15 protein-coding genes and 1 other RNA gene are annotated in these 15,135 nt (G+C 57.2%); 8 read left to right on the forward strand and 8 right to left on the reverse strand.

What is annotated here, in order from left to right:
* Positions 1-2: 2 nt before the first annotated feature.
* The gene (locus FIV46_RS07045; protein ID WP_139939839.1) at positions 3-1,304 is read right to left on the reverse strand and encodes a cation:proton antiporter; all 1,302 of its coding nucleotides are present in this window, start codon (positions 1,302-1,304) and stop codon (positions 3-5) included.
* A 161-nt stretch (positions 1,305-1,465) separates the two neighbouring features.
* On the opposite strand from FIV46_RS07045, the gene FIV46_RS07050 reads away from it, so the two are divergent.
* Together FIV46_RS07050 and FIV46_RS07055 are read left to right on the forward strand one after the other, a co-directional pair.
* On the forward strand, positions 1,466-3,001 hold the full coding sequence (locus FIV46_RS07050; protein ID WP_139939840.1) for a bifunctional GNAT family N-acetyltransferase/carbon-nitrogen hydrolase family protein: 1,536 nt from the start codon (positions 1,466-1,468) through the stop codon (positions 2,999-3,001).
* Positions 3,002-3,081: 80 nt separating this feature from the next.
* Complete coding sequence (locus FIV46_RS07055) at positions 3,082-3,696, forward strand: TetR/AcrR family transcriptional regulator (RefSeq protein ID WP_139939842.1); 615 nt, start codon at positions 3,082-3,084, stop codon at positions 3,694-3,696.
* Positions 3,697-3,939: 243 nt separating this feature from the next.
* Here FIV46_RS07055 and FIV46_RS07060 read toward each other — a convergent pair whose 3' ends face one another.
* Positions 3,940-4,656, reverse strand: a complete 717-nt coding sequence (locus FIV46_RS07060) for a hypothetical protein (RefSeq protein ID WP_139939844.1) — start codon at positions 4,654-4,656, stop codon at positions 3,940-3,942.
* Here FIV46_RS07060 and FIV46_RS07065 point away from each other — a divergent pair.
* A complete protein-coding gene (locus FIV46_RS07065; protein WP_139939846.1) occupies positions 4,655-4,909 on the forward strand; it encodes a hypothetical protein in 255 nt (84 codons plus the stop codon). The two genes, FIV46_RS07060 and FIV46_RS07065, sit on opposite strands and share 2 nt — an antisense overlap.
* A 58-nt stretch (positions 4,910-4,967) precedes the next feature.
* Here FIV46_RS07065 and FIV46_RS07070 read toward each other — a convergent pair whose 3' ends face one another.
* The 6 genes from FIV46_RS07070 to tkt form a co-directional block, all read right to left on the reverse strand.
* The gene (locus FIV46_RS07070; RefSeq protein ID WP_181163095.1) at positions 4,968-5,459 is read right to left on the reverse strand and encodes an ImmA/IrrE family metallo-endopeptidase; all 492 of its coding nucleotides are present in this window, start codon (positions 5,457-5,459) and stop codon (positions 4,968-4,970) included.
* Entirely contained in the window at positions 5,449-5,778 is a 330-nt protein-coding gene (locus FIV46_RS07075; protein WP_139939851.1) for a hypothetical protein, read from the reverse strand. The genes FIV46_RS07070 and FIV46_RS07075 overlap by 11 nt, the downstream gene beginning before the upstream one ends.
* A gap of 253 nt (positions 5,779-6,031) precedes the next feature.
* Entirely contained in the window at positions 6,032-6,952 is a 921-nt protein-coding gene (locus FIV46_RS07080) for a class I fructose-bisphosphate aldolase (protein WP_139939853.1), read from the reverse strand.
* Between the two features lie 108 nt (positions 6,953-7,060).
* Entirely contained in the window at positions 7,061-8,257 is a 1,197-nt protein-coding gene (locus tag FIV46_RS07085; protein WP_139939855.1) for a phosphoglycerate kinase, read from the reverse strand.
* A gap of 18 nt (positions 8,258-8,275) precedes the next feature.
* Positions 8,276-9,280 carry a type I glyceraldehyde-3-phosphate dehydrogenase gene (gap, locus tag FIV46_RS07090; RefSeq protein ID WP_139939857.1) on the reverse strand — a complete coding sequence of 335 codons (1,005 nt, stop codon included), beginning with the start codon at positions 9,278-9,280 and terminating at the stop codon, positions 8,276-8,278.
* Between the two features lie 27 nt (positions 9,281-9,307).
* On the reverse strand, positions 9,308-11,281 hold the full coding sequence (tkt, locus tag FIV46_RS07095) for a transketolase (RefSeq protein ID WP_139939859.1): 1,974 nt from the start codon (positions 11,279-11,281) through the stop codon (positions 9,308-9,310).
* A 271-nt stretch (positions 11,282-11,552) separates the two neighbouring features.
* Between tkt and FIV46_RS07100 the strand changes: the two genes are divergently transcribed.
* The 5 genes from FIV46_RS07100 to FIV46_RS07120 all read left to right on the forward strand — a co-directional run bounded on the left by FIV46_RS07100 (position 11,553) and on the right by FIV46_RS07120 (position 15,129).
* Positions 11,553-11,882 carry a hypothetical protein gene (locus tag FIV46_RS07100; RefSeq protein ID WP_139939861.1) on the forward strand — a complete coding sequence of 110 codons (330 nt, stop codon included), beginning with the start codon at positions 11,553-11,555 and terminating at the stop codon, positions 11,880-11,882.
* Positions 11,883-11,932: 50 nt separating this feature from the next.
* The gene (locus FIV46_RS07105) at positions 11,933-12,235 is read left to right on the forward strand and encodes a cell division protein ZapA (protein WP_139939863.1); all 303 of its coding nucleotides are present in this window, start codon (positions 11,933-11,935) and stop codon (positions 12,233-12,235) included.
* Positions 12,236-12,478: 243 nt separating this feature from the next.
* Positions 12,479-14,251, forward strand: coding sequence for a methyl-accepting chemotaxis protein (locus FIV46_RS07110; protein ID WP_139939865.1), 1,773 nt, complete (start codon positions 12,479-12,481; stop codon positions 14,249-14,251).
* Between the two features lie 109 nt (positions 14,252-14,360).
* A non-coding RNA gene (ssrS, locus tag FIV46_RS07115) (6S RNA) lies at positions 14,361-14,518 on the forward strand.
* A 38-nt stretch (positions 14,519-14,556) separates the two neighbouring features.
* Positions 14,557-15,129, forward strand: coding sequence for a 5-formyltetrahydrofolate cyclo-ligase (locus FIV46_RS07120; RefSeq protein WP_139939867.1), 573 nt, complete (start codon positions 14,557-14,559; stop codon positions 15,127-15,129).
* The last annotated feature ends 6 nt before the right edge of the window (positions 15,130-15,135 follow it).

Consider the following 15,135-nt stretch of genomic DNA (forward strand, 5'->3'; position numbering starts at 1 on the left):
TTTTAGTCGGGTGTGTTGTCGGAGGCCGGTGGCTCGTTTTGATCCTTGTTACCTCTCCGGCGAACGTCACCATTGTGACCGTTGAAGGTCAGTTTTTTGATCTGGTCGGCGAGCAGGGCCAGCTCAAGCTGCGGCAGGTTCTCATTGCGCTTGACCAGATAGAGCCACAGCGGGGTAAACAACAGGCTGAGGGTGATGACGGCGACCACATATTTGTAGCTGTCATTGTCGATGGTGCCGGCGCCCAGGCCCATGGCGGCGAGGATAAAGGAAAACTCGCCGACCTGGGCCAGCACGGCGCCGGTCATATAGGCTTCGCTCTTGTCCATGCCCTGCCAGCGCAGGATCGCCACATTGGCGATGGTTTTCAGGCACATGGTCAGGAACAGAACGGTCAGCGCCGCCAGCAGGTGGTCCCACAGGAACTGCAGGTCGATCAGCAGGCCGATGGACAGGAAAAACACCATGATCATCACGTCAAAGATCGGCCGGGTATGCTCCTCCAGCTCGTGCCGGTTCATGGTATGGCCCAGCACAATCCCGGCCAGGAAGGCGCCGTAAGCGGCCGACAGGCCGAAAAAGCCGGCCACGGCCGAGGCGGTAAAGCAGAAGGCGAGCGCCGTGATGGCTGCCTGTCCCTGCATGGCCTCGCCCTTGATGCGCTCGAACCGGGCCCAGAGGCGGAGGAACGCCCGCGGCTTCCGGGTCAGCACATACATCAGGCCGCCCATCAGCACGACGGCGATCACCAGCCGCGCCATGCCCCAGTAATTGAACCCTTCGGCGGTATTCATGGCGCCGATGATCAGGATCATGGGGATTACGGCCAGGTCCTGGGCGATCAGGATGCCGAGGCTGGAGTGGCCGATGGTGGTCTCCTTGAGGTTCATGTCCTCGAGGATCTTGAGCGCCACGGCGGTGGAGCTCAGGGCCACGGCAAAGCCCATCAGCACCGAGCGGTTGAGCGGCCAGCCGAACAGCCAGCCGAGGATGAACATGACCGCGAGCCCGAGGATGATCTGCGCGCCGCAGGTGATCAGGGAAATTTTTGACACCGATTTGAAATTGTTGAGGTCCAGTTCCATGCCGGCGACAAACAGCAGCAGCAGGATGCCCAGCTCCGCCAGCAGGGAGACTTCCTCGCGGCTGCCGACCAGGCCGAACACGGAGGGGCCGAGCACCAGGCCGACGATGATATAGCCGATCATCACCGGCTGTTTCAGCTTCTTGAACACGGCGCCGCCGACAAAGGCCGCCGCCAGCACGCTGGCAAGATAGGTGAGCGCGTGATAATGCTCTTCCATGTGGTTTGATCCCCTGTCCTTTACTCCCTGAAGACTAGCCAGGAATGCTAGGCCCGAACAAGGGTAATTTTGTGGCAAAGCGCGTGAAACATGGATGTCAGCCGCCGTTAAAAAGGCTATAGTGCGGATAACAGCAATAATATGAGTCGGTGTGTTCCGCCATGAGCAATATCATCAGACGCCAGAAGCTTTTCATCCGCACTGCCACCCAGGAGGACGTGCCGGGTATGACTGCGCTGAACCGCAAGGTCTACGGCGAATTCAGCTTCACGGAAAAAATGATCGCGAGCCACATCAAGAAATTCCCGGAGGGCCAGATTATCGCCATCTATGAAGGGCGTATCGTCGGCCATGCCGCCACTTTCATCATCGACGAAAAGACGGCGCTGCGTCCCCATACCTGGAAGCAGATCACCGGCAAGGGCTTTGCCACCCATCATGACCCCGAGGGGGATTTCCTCTACGGCATGGAAGTCTGCGTCGATCCGGATATGCGCCGGCTCAGGATCGGCCAGCGGCTTTACAACATGCGCAAGAAGCTGTGCGTGCAGCTTGGCCTCAAGGGGATCGTGTTCGGCGGCCGCATGCCCGGTTATGCCAGATATGCCCGCAAGGGAATGACGCCGGAAGACTATCTCGCCCAAGTGCAGGACAAGAAAATCCGCGACATGGTGATCGGCTTCCAGTTGCGCAATGAGTTTGAGCCGGTCGGCATCCTCAGGAACTATCTGGTCGGCGACAAGGAAAGTGCCGATTATGCGGTGCATATGGTGTGGCGCAACGCCCTGTATGTGGAGAATACCCCCAAGCAGCAGCGCCGCCACCGGCCGGGCGTGGTCCGGGTCGCCAGCGTCCAGTTTGAGGTGCGGAAAGTGAAGTCCTTCGAGGATTTCATGAACCAGATTGAATATTTCGTCGATATCGCCTCCGACTACCGGGCCGACTTCGTGGTTTTTCCCGAACTCTATACCCAGGCGCTGCTGTCGGCCGAGGATAACCGCCTCACGCCCCAGGAATCGACCCTGCGCCTCACCTCCTATACCGACGACTATGTAAAGGCCATGAACCAGATGGCCATCAGCTACAACATCAACATCATCGGCGGTACTCATCCGACCCTGGAAGGGGAGGATCTGAAAAATATCAGCTATATCTTCCTGCGCGGCGGCGAGGTGCACAAGCAGGCCAAGCTCCATGCCACCCCCAATGAGGAATATTGGTGGAATATGAAGGGCGGCGACGAACTCAATATGATCCAGACCGACTGCGGCCCGATCGGCGTGCTGATCTGTTACGATTCAGAATTTCCCGAGCTGGCCCGTCACCTGGCCGACCAGGGGGCGATGATCCTGTTCGTGCCCTTCTGCACCGATGAACGCCAGGGCTATCTCCGGGTGCGCTACTGCAGCCAGGCCCGGGCGGTGGAAAACCAGCTCTATGTGGTCACCTCCGGGGTGGTGGGCAACCTGCCGGATGTGGAGAATATGGACATTCATTATGCCTCAAGCCATATCTTCACCCCCTGCGATTTTCCCTTTGCCCGGGATGGCATTGCGGCCGAGGCGGAAAGCAACGCGGAAACCATCATCTTTGCCGACCTCAACATGGACGACCTGCTGATCGCCCGCAAGTCCGGCACGGTGCGCAACTTCAAGGACCGCCGCTTTGACCTTTATGAAGTGAACTGGCTGAAGTAGGGGCAGTGGCCGGAGAAAACAGCCATTGCCAATTGGCCCAAGTTGAGTATTAGTTATAGGGGCATGGAGAGGAAACGAGGATGGCCAGTAGCGATGCCCGGGAAAAATTACTGACGGCGGCTGAGAAAATCATCATCAGCCAGGGGGTTTCTTCGGCCACCCTGCGCCATATCGCCAGCGAGGCCGGGCTCAATTCGGCCCTGGTGAGCTATTATTTTTCCAGCCTCAGCGGGCTCATCAGGGAAGTGGCACATCAAAATGTTGCCCTCATGATGAAAGCCTGGGAGGAAAAATCCATTCCCCTGGAACAGGCAGCGGAAGTGTCGCTGGCCGAGGTCATGGAAGCCTGTATCGGCCCTTTGTGGATCAGCGCCGCCTTCAATCCGTCCGAGCGGGCGCTTCTGGTGCTGGACGAAGTCGTCAGCCACGGCGACGACAGTATTCGCTCCACCATCATGCTCGACCTGTCCGAGAATTTCGACCGGATCTGCGCTCTGGTGCAAAAAGCCGTGCCCCATTTCCCCCCGGAACGGATCCGCTTCCGCATGCAGTTTGTCAGCAGCGGCTGCCTCGGTGTACCGCCCCGGTCCGCCGCGCGCAGCCTGTTCGGCAATTCGCCGCCGCTTGACGGGGAACGGGACCGGGCCATGCGGAAATCCGTGGAAGCCGCCATCGCCTGCTTTGCCGTCGAATAAACGCGTGCCTCCGCGGCGGCCGGTCCGGAAAACTTTAGAAGTTCCCAATTTAACCGCTTGATTAAAATTAATCAGATGATTAAACTGATAGTCTACAGCTTCTGGAGCAACGGCTAGGGACAAACCCTGTGGGGATTGTCTGCCGCGACTGATTGCACGTCTCCCTAACTGACCTCCCACGGTTTCCCCCGGGCTCTTCCCCCGGGGGACTTTTTTGGGGACCTATATACTTAGCTAGCCGGATTAGAACGCATCCCATTGCCGGGCTATGAATTGACAGGCGGATTCAAGATTTCGTTGTCTTTGGGTATTTGCTGTTGGCACTTGGAATGCTTCTCCATGCTGAACATCAATGGACATGCAAAGTTTGTTTGCTATTGGAATTTCACCAATATTTGTATTGTCTAAATGCATTCGGATGAGTGTCGCCACGATAAACCCCATTTCCTGACGCTTTTTTTTCGCTGTAGGAGTATCCGCATCATCTTGTGACATTCTTAATATGGCGCCACCACTATGCATTGTACCTTTAATGTTGGCTTGTACATAAAGATCTGCACGCACAGATACCTGCACCCCAGAAATAACAAGTTTAGGCTGTTTATCTGGGGCTGGGGAAAAATTAAAAGGACTTAATTTATTTGACATCCTTTGGATGGAGTGAAGTACGTCTATTGAATTAGACGCGTCATTTTGCATAAGCGGCGACTGAGAAGGGTCTTGTGACCTGCGCTCGAACATGGCCTCTGCATCAATTAGGCGATTCACATTTCTATCGCGATCTGATAAATAGTTACAGAGGATGGGTCTGACATCTCGATAGCGTATGATCGGAGCTTTGGGCTTGGTGTGAGCCCGCTCAATAATATTTAACCGTGCTGTGTCAGAGGAAACCATGTACAACGCGAGTTCATTCGCCGAAATGCGTGGTTTCGTATAAGAACTGGGAGTTTTATTCATGGACGAAATCCTTGCAAGTGCCTATCTGCCTGATGGCACTAATATACACATTGCAACTCTTTCGCGCAAAACGATTATTGACTCTGGGGCGGAACACCTTGGGTTCACAGGATACTTCCTATTTGAGGCAATCGATACCAGCGAGGTTAAGGGGATAAATGTTCTTTGTAGGGTTGCATCAATTGAGGCCGCATTTCGATTAACTAAAATCTGGCAATCAAGAGATACTACTTCAGACAATCGAGCTGCATAAATCATTCGTCATCGTTGCATGCTACAGTAGACTTGCTGGCAATTACATAGGAGATGATTTACCCTTCGTAAGGTTCACCAAGACGTATACACATAGCGTGTTTAGATACGTCAAGCATGTCTGCCAACATACCGCAATCATTTATGCCGTCGCTTTTAAGCTGATTGATGATATCCATTGGCATAAGTAGACTAGCCGCAAATTTATTTGCCTGAGTTTCCTCTCTGGGGCCAATATTTGTGTTGTGGTATTTGCCGACATTGGTACTTCTGTACATCCTGTCGTCATCAATACCTTCGCCCATTTTATCTTTATGATAAATAAAATGACCTAACTCATGGGCAATCGTAAAACGCTGCCTTGTTCGCGGATCATTTTCGTTTACCGTAATACGGTAACTGCCCGTATTCGTGCGTTCAATCATGCCAGAGACATCTTTACCTAAATAAGCATAATTAACTTCTATGCCTAAAGCTCTCGCTAAACCGTTAACATCCACAGGATAGCGGTCTTGGAATTCATTGATCAATGAAAAGATATTAACGACCATTTTCGCCTCCTTCCTGTGCTTGAGCAATCTGGTCTGCAACCGACGCATTTACATGGTTTTCAATAAATTCGCTATAATCTTCTATAATTTTGCCAATATTATCTTGCATATATTTATTGGCGATTTCTTCTGCTTTCTGCTCGGCTATCTCGGTAGCGACTTTCTCTGCTGTTTTTTTGGCATTGGATCGTAAATTCAAAAAGGCGAAGATACCGCCAAATATTGTGAGAAGGGAAATTGCAGCTAACAATGAGGAAACAAAGTCTAAACGACCTGTTTGAGATGCCAATTGAACAGCATCCTTTAATTGTTCCTCCATTGCCTTCTCCCCCTAATATTTAATTCAGTATATTATACATTCAATGGTTGAATCATGCAATGCGAGCGAGTGCGCAATATTTTTGGATGTCAATTAATTTTCTAAATGGTTGTTTCGTAAATATTTTATTGGATCAACAAAAAAACCGGGCCCGCTTGCGCGAGCCCGGTCGTCCCTCAGACATCTACCCCCGAAGACGGGGTGTTCAGAAATAAGCCTGGTCTTTTATTGTGCTTGGGTCTCCCAGCAGGTCTTATTCCTGGCCTTTGTAGATTGCGATAATCTTGTTCAGCATGTCGATCGCTTCCTCGCGCGGACGCTGGAAGGTGTTGCGGCCGATGATGGAACCGTTGCCGCCGCCGTCGCGGATGGCACGGGCGTCATCATAGACGCTGCTGGCGCCTTTCTTGGCGCCGCCGGAGAATACCACAATGCGGCGGCCGTTGAAAGCGGAACGCATGACCTCTTTCACGCGCGCGGCCTGGGTGGAAATGTCGATGTTGGCTTCTTTAAAGGCCTTCTCGGCTTCCGGCTGCTCCAGGTGATCGGAGGGCAGTTTCACCTTGATGATATGGGCGCCCAGTTCGGCGGCCAGGTGAGCGGCATAGGCGCCCACGTCCATGGCGGTCTCGCCGGCGGAAGTCAGTTTGCCGCCGCGCGGATAGGACCACAGCACCACGGCCAGGCCGGCAGCCTTGGCTTCTTCGGCGATTTCGCGGAATTCTTCCATCAGCTCGAGCGCGAACTCGGAGCCCGGGTACATGGTGAAACCGACAGCGGAACAACCGAGACGCAGGGCGTCATTGACGGAAGCGTTCACGGACTGGTCCTTGGTCATGGCCCAGCTGTTGGAGCTGTTGATTTTAAGGATGGTCGGGATCTGGCCGGCAAAGGTGTCGGCGCCGGCTTCCAGCATGCCGAGGGTAGAGGCATAGGCATTGAGGCCGGCGTCGATGGCCAGCTGGTAATGGTAATGCGGATCGTAGGCCGGGGCGTTAGGCGCGAAACTGCGGGCCGGGCCGTGTTCGAAGCCCTGGTCAACCGGCAGGATGATCATTTTGCCGGTGCCGCCGAGCTTGCCGTTCATCAGGATGCGGGCCAGGTTGGCTTTGGTGCCGGGATTGTCGCTTTCATAGTAAGACAGGATCTGCTTTACCTTGCGTGTCATTCTCATGTCATTTACCTCGTTATCTCTATCTTTAATTCTGGCTGTGTATTTTTCATACGATACTGTTTTATAATGAAAATCCCGGACCTTATAAGTCCGGGACCTTAACAAAAGCTATACTTCGAGAACTTTCACTCCCGGCAGCTCCTTGCCTTCCATCCATTCCAGGAAAGCGCCGCCGGCAGTGGAAATATGGGTGAACTTGTCAGCCACACCCGCATGGTTGAGCGCCGCGACCGTGTCGCCGCCGCCGGCCACGCTGAGCAGGCTGCCGGCTTCGGTCAGTTCGGCGGCCGCCCGGGCCAGGGCCACGGTGGCTTTATCGAACGGCTCGATCTCGAAGGCGCCCATGGGGCCGTTCCAGATCAGGGTCTTGCACTCTTTGAGGGCGGCGGAAAGCGCCGCCACGGAGTCTGCGCCCACATCCAGGATCATTTCGTCACCCTGCACGTCGTCCAGCCCGCAGGTGCGGTTCTCGGCATTGGCGGCAAACTCCCTGGCCACCACCACGTCGGTCGGCAGGTGCATCTTGCAGCCGGCGGCCTCGGCGCGGGACAGGATATCCCGGGCGGTGTCGGCCAGGTCATGCTCGCACAGTGACTTGCCCACATCGACGCCCTGGGCGGCAAGGAAGGTATTGGCCATGCCGCCGCCGATGATCAGGTGATCCACCTTGGCCACCAGGTTGGTCAGCACGTCGAGCTTGGTCGAGACTTTCGCCCCGCCGACCACGGCCGCAACCGGACGCTGCGGGTTGCCGAGCGCGTTCTCGAGCGCCACCAGTTCCGCTTCCAGCGCCAGGCCCGCGGCACTGGGCAGCAGGTGGGCCACGCCTTCGGTGGAGGCATGGGCGCGGTGGCAGCAGGAAAAGGCGTCATTGACATAGGCGTCGCCGTTGGCGGCCAGCGCCCTGGCGAACTCGGGGTCGTTCTTTTCCTCGCCGGCGTGGAAACGGACATTTTCCAGCAGCAGCACGGAGCCGTTTTCCATGGCGTCGATGGTTTCCACCACATCGTCGCCGATGCATTCATTGATGAAGGCGACCGGCAGCTTGGTGATATTGGCCAGCGGCTGGCCCAGCACTTCCAGGCTCATGTCCGGCACCACCTGGCCCTTGGGACGGCCGAAGTGGGACATGACGATGACCCGGGCGCCTTTTTCTGCCAGCGCCTGGATGGTCGGTGTCACGGAGCGGATGCGGGTGTCGTCGGTGACCTCGCCGTCTTTCATCGGGACGTTGAGGTCGGCACGAACCAGGACGCGCTTGCCGTCAAGCGCGCCCAGGCTTTCGATGTTCTTGAATGCAGCCATCAGGCTCCCCCGGTTGGGTTAGAGGGACGCCATGACGTTGGCAGTGTCGGACATACGGTTGGAGAAACCCCACTCGTTGTCGTACCAGCTCAGCACCCGCACCAGGGTGCCGTCCATGACTTTGGTCTGGCTTGAGTCAAAGCTTGAGCTGTGGGCATCGTGGTTATAGTCGATGGAGACGCTCGGCTCGTCGATATAGGCCAGAACACCTTTCAGGCGGCCGTTGGCGGCTTCCTGGATGGCGGCGTTGATTTCATCGGCGGTGGTGGATTTCTTGGCCACGAATTTCAGGTCGATCATGGACACGTTCGGTGTCGGTACGCGAACGGCGGAACCGTCCAGCTTGCCGGCCAGTTCCGGCAGAACCAGGCCAACAGCCTTGGCGGCACCGGTGGACGTCGGGATCATGCTCAGGCCGGCGGCGCGGGCGCGGCGCGGGTCGGAGTGCAGGGTGTCGAGCACCGGCTGGTCGCCGGTGTAGGCATGCACGGTGGTCATGTAGCCTTTTTCGATACCAACCAGGTCGTTCAGGACCTGGGCCACCGGGGCCAGGCAGTTGGTGGTGCAGGAGGCGTTGGACACGATGGTGTGGCCGGCTTCCAGCTTGTCGTGGTTCACGCCATACACGGTGGTCAGGTCAACTTCGGTGCCCGGGGCGGAGATCAGCACTTTCTTGGCGCCGGCGTCGAGGTGCGCCTTGGCTTTGTCGCGGTGGGTGAAGATACCGGTACACTCGTAAACAATGTCCACGCCCAGGTCGCCCCACGGCAGGTCGGCCGGGTTACGCTCTGCAGTCACCTTGATGTCGTTGCGGCCCAGGTTGATGACGTCGTCGTTGACGTTCACATCATGCGGGAAAGGACCGTGCACGGAGTCACGTTTCAGCAGGTAGGCGTTCATATCCACCGGACCAAGATCGTTGATGCCGACCACTTCGATGTCGGTACGACCGGATTCGTAAATGGCCCGCAGGGCAAGACGGCCGATACGACCGAAACCGTTGATTGCTACACGAGTTGTCATAAGTGTAATCTCCGTTGAGTTAGACAGTTAAACCTTGCTTTTGACAGCATTGACGATGTTGTCCACCGTCAGCCCGAAATAATTAAACAGTTCACCGGCCGGGGCGGAAGCGCCGAACCGGTCGATGCCGATGACGATGCCGTCGCGGCCGACATAGCGTTCCCAACCCTGGGTGCTGCCGGCTTCGATGGCTACGTTAACGGCGGTGGTGCCGAGAACCTCGGCCTTGTAAGCGTCGTCCTGCTCGTCAAAACGCTCCCATGAGGGCAGGGATACGACGCGGGTGGGAATGCCGGCGGCCTGCAGCTCTTCGCGGGCCTTGAGCGCCAGCTCCACTTCGGAACCGGTGGCCATCAGGGTTGCCGTGGCTTTGCCGTCGGCGTCCCTCAGCACATAGCCGCCTTTGGCAGCCAGATTGTCATCGGTATGCGTGAGGCGAACCTGCTCCAGGTTCTGGCGGCTCAGCACCAGCACGCTCGGGCGTTCCTTGTCCTCGAGGGCAGCGAGCCAGCATTCAGCAGTTTCCACCACGTCAGCCGGGCGGTAGACCGCCACATTGGGCATGGCGCGCAAGGATGCCACATGCTCGATCGGCTGGTGGGTCGGACCGTCTTCGCCAAGGCCGATGCTGTCGTGGGTCATCACGTAAACCACGCGCTGCTTCATCAGGGCGGAAAGGCGGATCGCCGGGCGGCAGTAATCGGTAAACACCAGGAAAGTGCCGCCGTAGGGCATATATTCGCCGTGCAGCGCCAGACCGTTCATGGCTGCGGCCATGCCGAATTCACGCACGCCATAATACATGTAGCGCCCGGAGAAGTCGTCACGGGTCACCGGGGTCATGTCGGCGGTCTTGGTGTTGTTGGAGCCGGTCAGGTCGGCTGAGCCGCCGATGGTTTCCCTCATGATCGGGTTGATCACGCCGAGCGCCATTTCCGACGCCTTGCGGGTCGCCACTTTCTTGGGCTCGGCCGCGAGCTGCTTTTTATAGGCGTTGATGGCGTCGGTGAGGCCGGCCGGAAGCTCCTTGTTCAGGCGACGCTCGAAGTCGGCGCGGATGTCACTATCAAGCCCGTCCCAGGCGGTTTTCCAGTCGCTGGCGGCCTGTTGGCTGCGCGTGCCGGCGTCGCGCCAGGCGCTCATGATCTCGTCCGGCACTTCGAACGGCGCATAGGGCCAGCCGAGGAAATCGCGGGCGGCGGCCACTTCTTCATCCCCCAGCGGCGCGCCGTGGGTTGCGGCCGTGCCCTGCTTGTTGGGGGCGCCGTAGCCGATGGTGGTGCGGCAGGCGATCAGGGTCGGCTTGTCGGCCTGCTGGGCTTCCTCGATGGCGGCGGAAATTTCATCCGGATTATGGCCGTCGATGGCGATGGTGTGCCAGTTGTGGGCCTGGAAGCGGGCAACCTGGTCGTCGCTGGTGGTGATGTCGGTGTTGCCGTCAATGCTGATGCTGTTGTCGTCCCACAGCACGATCAGCTTGTTGAGGCCAAGGTGGCCGGCCATGGAGACGGCTTCGTGGCTGATCCCCTCCATCAGGCAGCCGTCGCCGGCCAGCACATAGGTATGGTGATCAATGACGTCACCGCAGCGGGCGTTGCTCAGCCGTTCCGCCAGCGCCATGCCGACGGCGGTGGCCAGGCCCTGGCCCAGCGGACCGGTGGTCATTTCCACGCCGGCCAGCTCGATATATTCCGGATGTCCGGCGCACGGGCTGTGCAGCTGGCGGAAGTTTTTGATTTCTTCCAGGGTCGGGTTTTCATAGCCGGTCAGATACAGCAGGGAATAGAGCAGCATGGAGCCGTGACCGGCCGACAGGACAAAGCGGTCGCGGTTCGGCCATTCGGGCCATTTCGGATCATATTTCAGGTGTTTCGTGAAAAGTACGGTAGCCACATCTGCCATGCCCATGGGCATACCCGGGTGACCTGAATTTGCAGCCTGTACGGCATCCATGCTGAGGGCACGGATCGTGTTGGCCATATCGCCGTGTGTTACAGTCATATTCCTCTTGCCGGTCTACTATAATGTCAAAGAATTCGAGTACTCTGTCTTGGATCGCGGGCACAATGGACAAAAGCGGCTCCCCCGTCAACATTCTTCTGCACCGATTTGCGGAATCTTACGGTTAATTTTGCCTTTTTTGATGATTTCGGGGTCGTTTTGCGGAAAAAATGCCCTGAAAATCGTTTTAAGTGGATTTTCACGTGGAAATGAGTCTAGGCTTGCAAATATAATTTTGGCGGCTGGAAACGGTCGTAAAGGGGTAATGGAAATGCCGTTCAAGGAAGACAATTCAAACGCGGATAAACTGAGGATAGAACTGGATGAGGCGCTGACCCGTCTGGAGCGCGCCGCCCTTGATGTCCGGGCCAAAGGCAAGCGGGATGGCGGGGAATCGGGCGCAGAAGCCGAGGACCGGATGAACCGCCTGGAAGCCGAAAACCGCCAGCTCAGGGACGCGGTCACCAAGCTCAAACAGCAGTATGAAATTCTCGAAATGGAGCATCAGGAACTTCAGGAACGGGCCGAATCGGCCGACCGGGAGCTGGACGACACCTTGCGGCAGCTTGATCGCCTGATCGAGGCGGAAACCATTCACTAGAATCACCCCCGGAATCATCCGGATATCAATTTTGCGGGCGGGAGCACTTCATGGCCGAGATCATTGTCACCTTCAACAACAAGCAATATCACCTGGCCTGTCGCGACGGCGAGGAAGACCGGCTGCGCAACCTGGCGGACTTTGTCGACGCCAAGGCCGATCAGCTCAAGTCGCAGATGGGTGCCATCACCGACAACCGACTGCTGTTGATGACGGCGATCCTGCTGGCCGACGAACTGGATGATGTGAAGAACGGCGCTCTTGATCTTGACAGCCCGGCTATCTACGAGAAAACCCTGGCCCAGGCGGTCAAGAAAGTCGAACACCTCGCCCGTACCCTGGAAGGGGTTTAGGTCGCTCCCGAAGACGGCCTTCCATTCCCGCTTTTCCCTTTTTTGGTACCCTTCTTGCGTAATATCCGGGACGGAAGAATCCCGGGTTCGCGCCTTTGTGCAATTCTGCCGGTACATTCGTGCTGTTGTATACGATAAATTAACGAATGGCTAATAAATAAAATTAGTGGATTCTAATTTTATTGTGGGGGAAGGAACATTTGTTTCCTGCCCCCTTTATTCGTGGCGCTAGGAGTTGCCTAAATGATAAATCGCTTGAAAGTCGGGCCAAAGATCTGGTTGCCGGTTGTTATTTTTACCCTTGTCCTGGTCGGGCTGACCATCTTTTTCCTCTCCACGTCCAAGACCGTCATGATGACGGACCGAAAGGACAAGGTGCGCGGTGTTGTGGAGCTGGGCTACAGTATTCTTGACCGGTTCCAGAAACTGGAAGCGGAAGGCGCCATGTCCCGGGAAGAAGCCCAGGCGGCCGCCATGCTGGCGGTTAAAAACATGCGCTATGATGGTGTGGAATATCTCTGGATCAATGATATGCATCCCAATATGGTCATGCATCCCACCAAGCCGGCCCTCGACGGCAAGGACATTTCGGGCTTCAAGGATCCTGAAGGTGTCTATCTCTTTAACGAAATGGTCGAGGTCGTCAAACGCGATTCCAAAGGCTTTGTCGCCTACATGTGGCCGAAGCCCGGATTTGACGAGCCGGTCGCGAAAATTTCTTATGTTCAGGGCTTTAAGGAATGGGGCTGGATCATTGGCAGCGGCCTCTATCTGGACGATGTTCAGGATGCCTTTAATGACACCCTGTTCATTACCCTGGCGGTGGCCGGGCTGGGCCTGCTGGTCGCCGGGATCGTCTCGGTGGTGGTGGCCCGCAATGTCACCGGCGGCTTGAATGTCCTGTCCGATACCATGATCCGCCTGGCGGACGGTGACCTCGCGGTGGACGTTCAGGGCGGTTCACGCCAGGACGAGGTGGGTGATATGGCCCGGGCGGTCGAAGTGTTCCGAGCCAACGCCATCGAGCGGGTGGAGCTGGAACGGCAGGCCGAGAAGGCCCGTGTCGAGCAAGAGGAAGCGAAACGCCGCCAGCAGGAAGAAAAACTCGCCGCCGAACAGCAACGGATGGAAGAAGAGCAGAAGCAGAAGGAAGAAGCTGCGGCTCGTCGCCAGGCCGATCGCCTGCAGATGGCTGAACGCTTTGAGGAGCGCGTCGGCAAGGTGCTCGAGACTGTTGCCAGTGCCGCAGCGGAGCTCAATGCCACCTCCGAATCCATGAGTTCATCCGCCAACAATATGAACCGGGTGTCCCTTTCCGCCAGCAAGGCGACCACCGACGCCGGGCAGAATGTTCAGCTGGTGGCCGGGGCGGCCGAGGAAATGTCCGCCTCGATCAAGGAAATTGCCCAGCGGCTCGGCAATGCCAGCCGATCCTCTGAGAATGCGATGGGCCTGGTAGGTAACGCCACGGAACGTGTGAATCACATGGCGGACAGTTCCGACCGGATCAACAACATCATCCAGCTGATCCAGGATATTGCCGAGCAGACCAACCTTCTGGCGCTGAACGCCACCATCGAGGCCGCCCGCGCCGGTGAGGCCGGCAAGGGCTTCGCTGTGGTCGCCTCGGAAGTGAAGAACCTGGCCAGCCAGACGGCCGCCGCCACCGAGGATATCCGGCGCAATATCAGCGAAATGCAGGAGTCAACCAGCGGGTCCGTTGCCGCGGTCGAGGAGATATCCCTGACCATCAAGGAACTGAATGAAATTTTCGCCGCCATTTCGGCCAGCATGAACGAGCAGACCGCCGCCATGCAGGAAATCAGCAGCAATTCGCTGGAAGCCGCCAACGGCACCGAAACCGCCGGCCGCAATGTGACCGATGTGAGCAATCTTGCCCAGGAAACGGAACATGCGGCGTCCGATGTTCTGACGGCGTCGGACCATTTGTCCAAGGAGGCGGCCACGCTGCAGGGACTGGTGGACGAGTTTCTCGCGGAAATCCGCGCCGGGTAACTTTTTCGGGATAATTATACAGGAAGCGCCGGGACAGATCGATTCCGGCGCTTCTTTCATTTCCCCCATTGCTCTTTGGGGTGATCCTCCCTACATATAGGGTCTGCGCGGGTTACTGCCCTGTGCGTGGTTTTCTTTATTCCCTGGGGCTATAATTTTCATCCGGGGAGCTGTCCCTGTGGAGACCGTGGTCTCTTTATACGGCGCCCACCTGTCTATCAGGTTCCGGAGGATTAAACATAAAATCACGGCAGCGATGGTCCCGCGCTCTTTAATTTACCGATAATCAGGATACTGGTCCGAGAATGACGACAAAGAAACAGCTGCGTACCGAACTTGCCGCCCACCGGCTCGAGCTCAAGGAACAGTGCGGCGAGGACGCCGCCCGCCGTGTGGCCTCGCAACTGCTGCTGCTGCCGGAACTGGAGGAGGCGGATATTGTCGCCGGCTATCACACGCTGGGCAGCGAGCTGGATTGCCTGGTCAGCCTCAGCGCGTTGCATGCGGCCCATTTTCGCGTCGCCCTGCCGGTGATTGTGGCCAGGGACCATGCGCTCAAGTTCCGCGAATGGGATATGGTGCATCCGCTGGAGGACGGCGGCCATGGCACCAGACAGCCGGATCATCGCTGCCACGAAGTCATGCCGGACGTGATGCTGGTGCCGCTGCTGGCCTTTGACGGGGACGGGCACCGGCTCGGCTATGGCGGCGGTTTTTACGACCGCACCCTGCATGCCTACCGGAGCCAGAACGAGGAATTGCTGACCATCGGCCTTGCCTTCGAGGGGCAGAGGCGGGATGATGTTTTTGCCGATGTGCATGACCAGCCGCTGGACATGATTATTACCGAAGAGAAGATTTACCGGTTCGACGACTGACGGACG

Origin of the sequence: Emcibacter nanhaiensis, assembly GCF_006385175.1 — a bacterium.
Classification (GTDB): Bacteria; Pseudomonadota; Alphaproteobacteria; order Sphingomonadales; family Emcibacteraceae; genus Emcibacter; species Emcibacter nanhaiensis.

Coding starts and splice junctions, on each gene's coding strand:
- FIV46_RS07045 (WP_139939839.1), bottom strand. CDS start 1,304: ATGGAAGAGCATTATCACGCGCTCACCTATCTTGCCAGCGTGCTGGCG.
- FIV46_RS07050 (WP_139939840.1), top strand. CDS start 1,466: ATGAGCAATATCATCAGACGCCAGAAGCTTTTCATCCGCACTGCCACC.
- FIV46_RS07055 (WP_139939842.1), top strand. CDS start 3,082: ATGGCCAGTAGCGATGCCCGGGAAAAATTACTGACGGCGGCTGAGAAA.
- FIV46_RS07065 (WP_139939846.1), top strand. CDS start 4,655: ATGGACGAAATCCTTGCAAGTGCCTATCTGCCTGATGGCACTAATATA.
- FIV46_RS07060 (WP_139939844.1), bottom strand. CDS start 4,656: ATGAATAAAACTCCCAGTTCTTATACGAAACCACGCATTTCGGCGAAT.
- FIV46_RS07070 (WP_181163095.1), bottom strand. CDS start 5,459: ATGGTCGTTAATATCTTTTCATTGATCAATGAATTCCAAGACCGCTAT.
- FIV46_RS07075 (WP_139939851.1), bottom strand. CDS start 5,778: ATGGAGGAACAATTAAAGGATGCTGTTCAATTGGCATCTCAAACAGGT.
- FIV46_RS07080 (WP_139939853.1), bottom strand. CDS start 6,952: ATGAGAATGACACGCAAGGTAAAGCAGATCCTGTCTTACTATGAAAGC.
- FIV46_RS07085 (WP_139939855.1), bottom strand. CDS start 8,257: ATGGCTGCATTCAAGAACATCGAAAGCCTGGGCGCGCTTGACGGCAAG.
- gap (WP_139939857.1), bottom strand. CDS start 9,280: ATGACAACTCGTGTAGCAATCAACGGTTTCGGTCGTATCGGCCGTCTT.
- tkt (WP_139939859.1), bottom strand. CDS start 11,281: ATGACTGTAACACACGGCGATATGGCCAACACGATCCGTGCCCTCAGC.
- FIV46_RS07100 (WP_139939861.1), top strand. CDS start 11,553: ATGCCGTTCAAGGAAGACAATTCAAACGCGGATAAACTGAGGATAGAA.
- FIV46_RS07105 (WP_139939863.1), top strand. CDS start 11,933: ATGGCCGAGATCATTGTCACCTTCAACAACAAGCAATATCACCTGGCC.
- FIV46_RS07110 (WP_139939865.1), top strand. CDS start 12,479: ATGATAAATCGCTTGAAAGTCGGGCCAAAGATCTGGTTGCCGGTTGTT.
- FIV46_RS07120 (WP_139939867.1), top strand. CDS start 14,557: ATGACGACAAAGAAACAGCTGCGTACCGAACTTGCCGCCCACCGGCTC.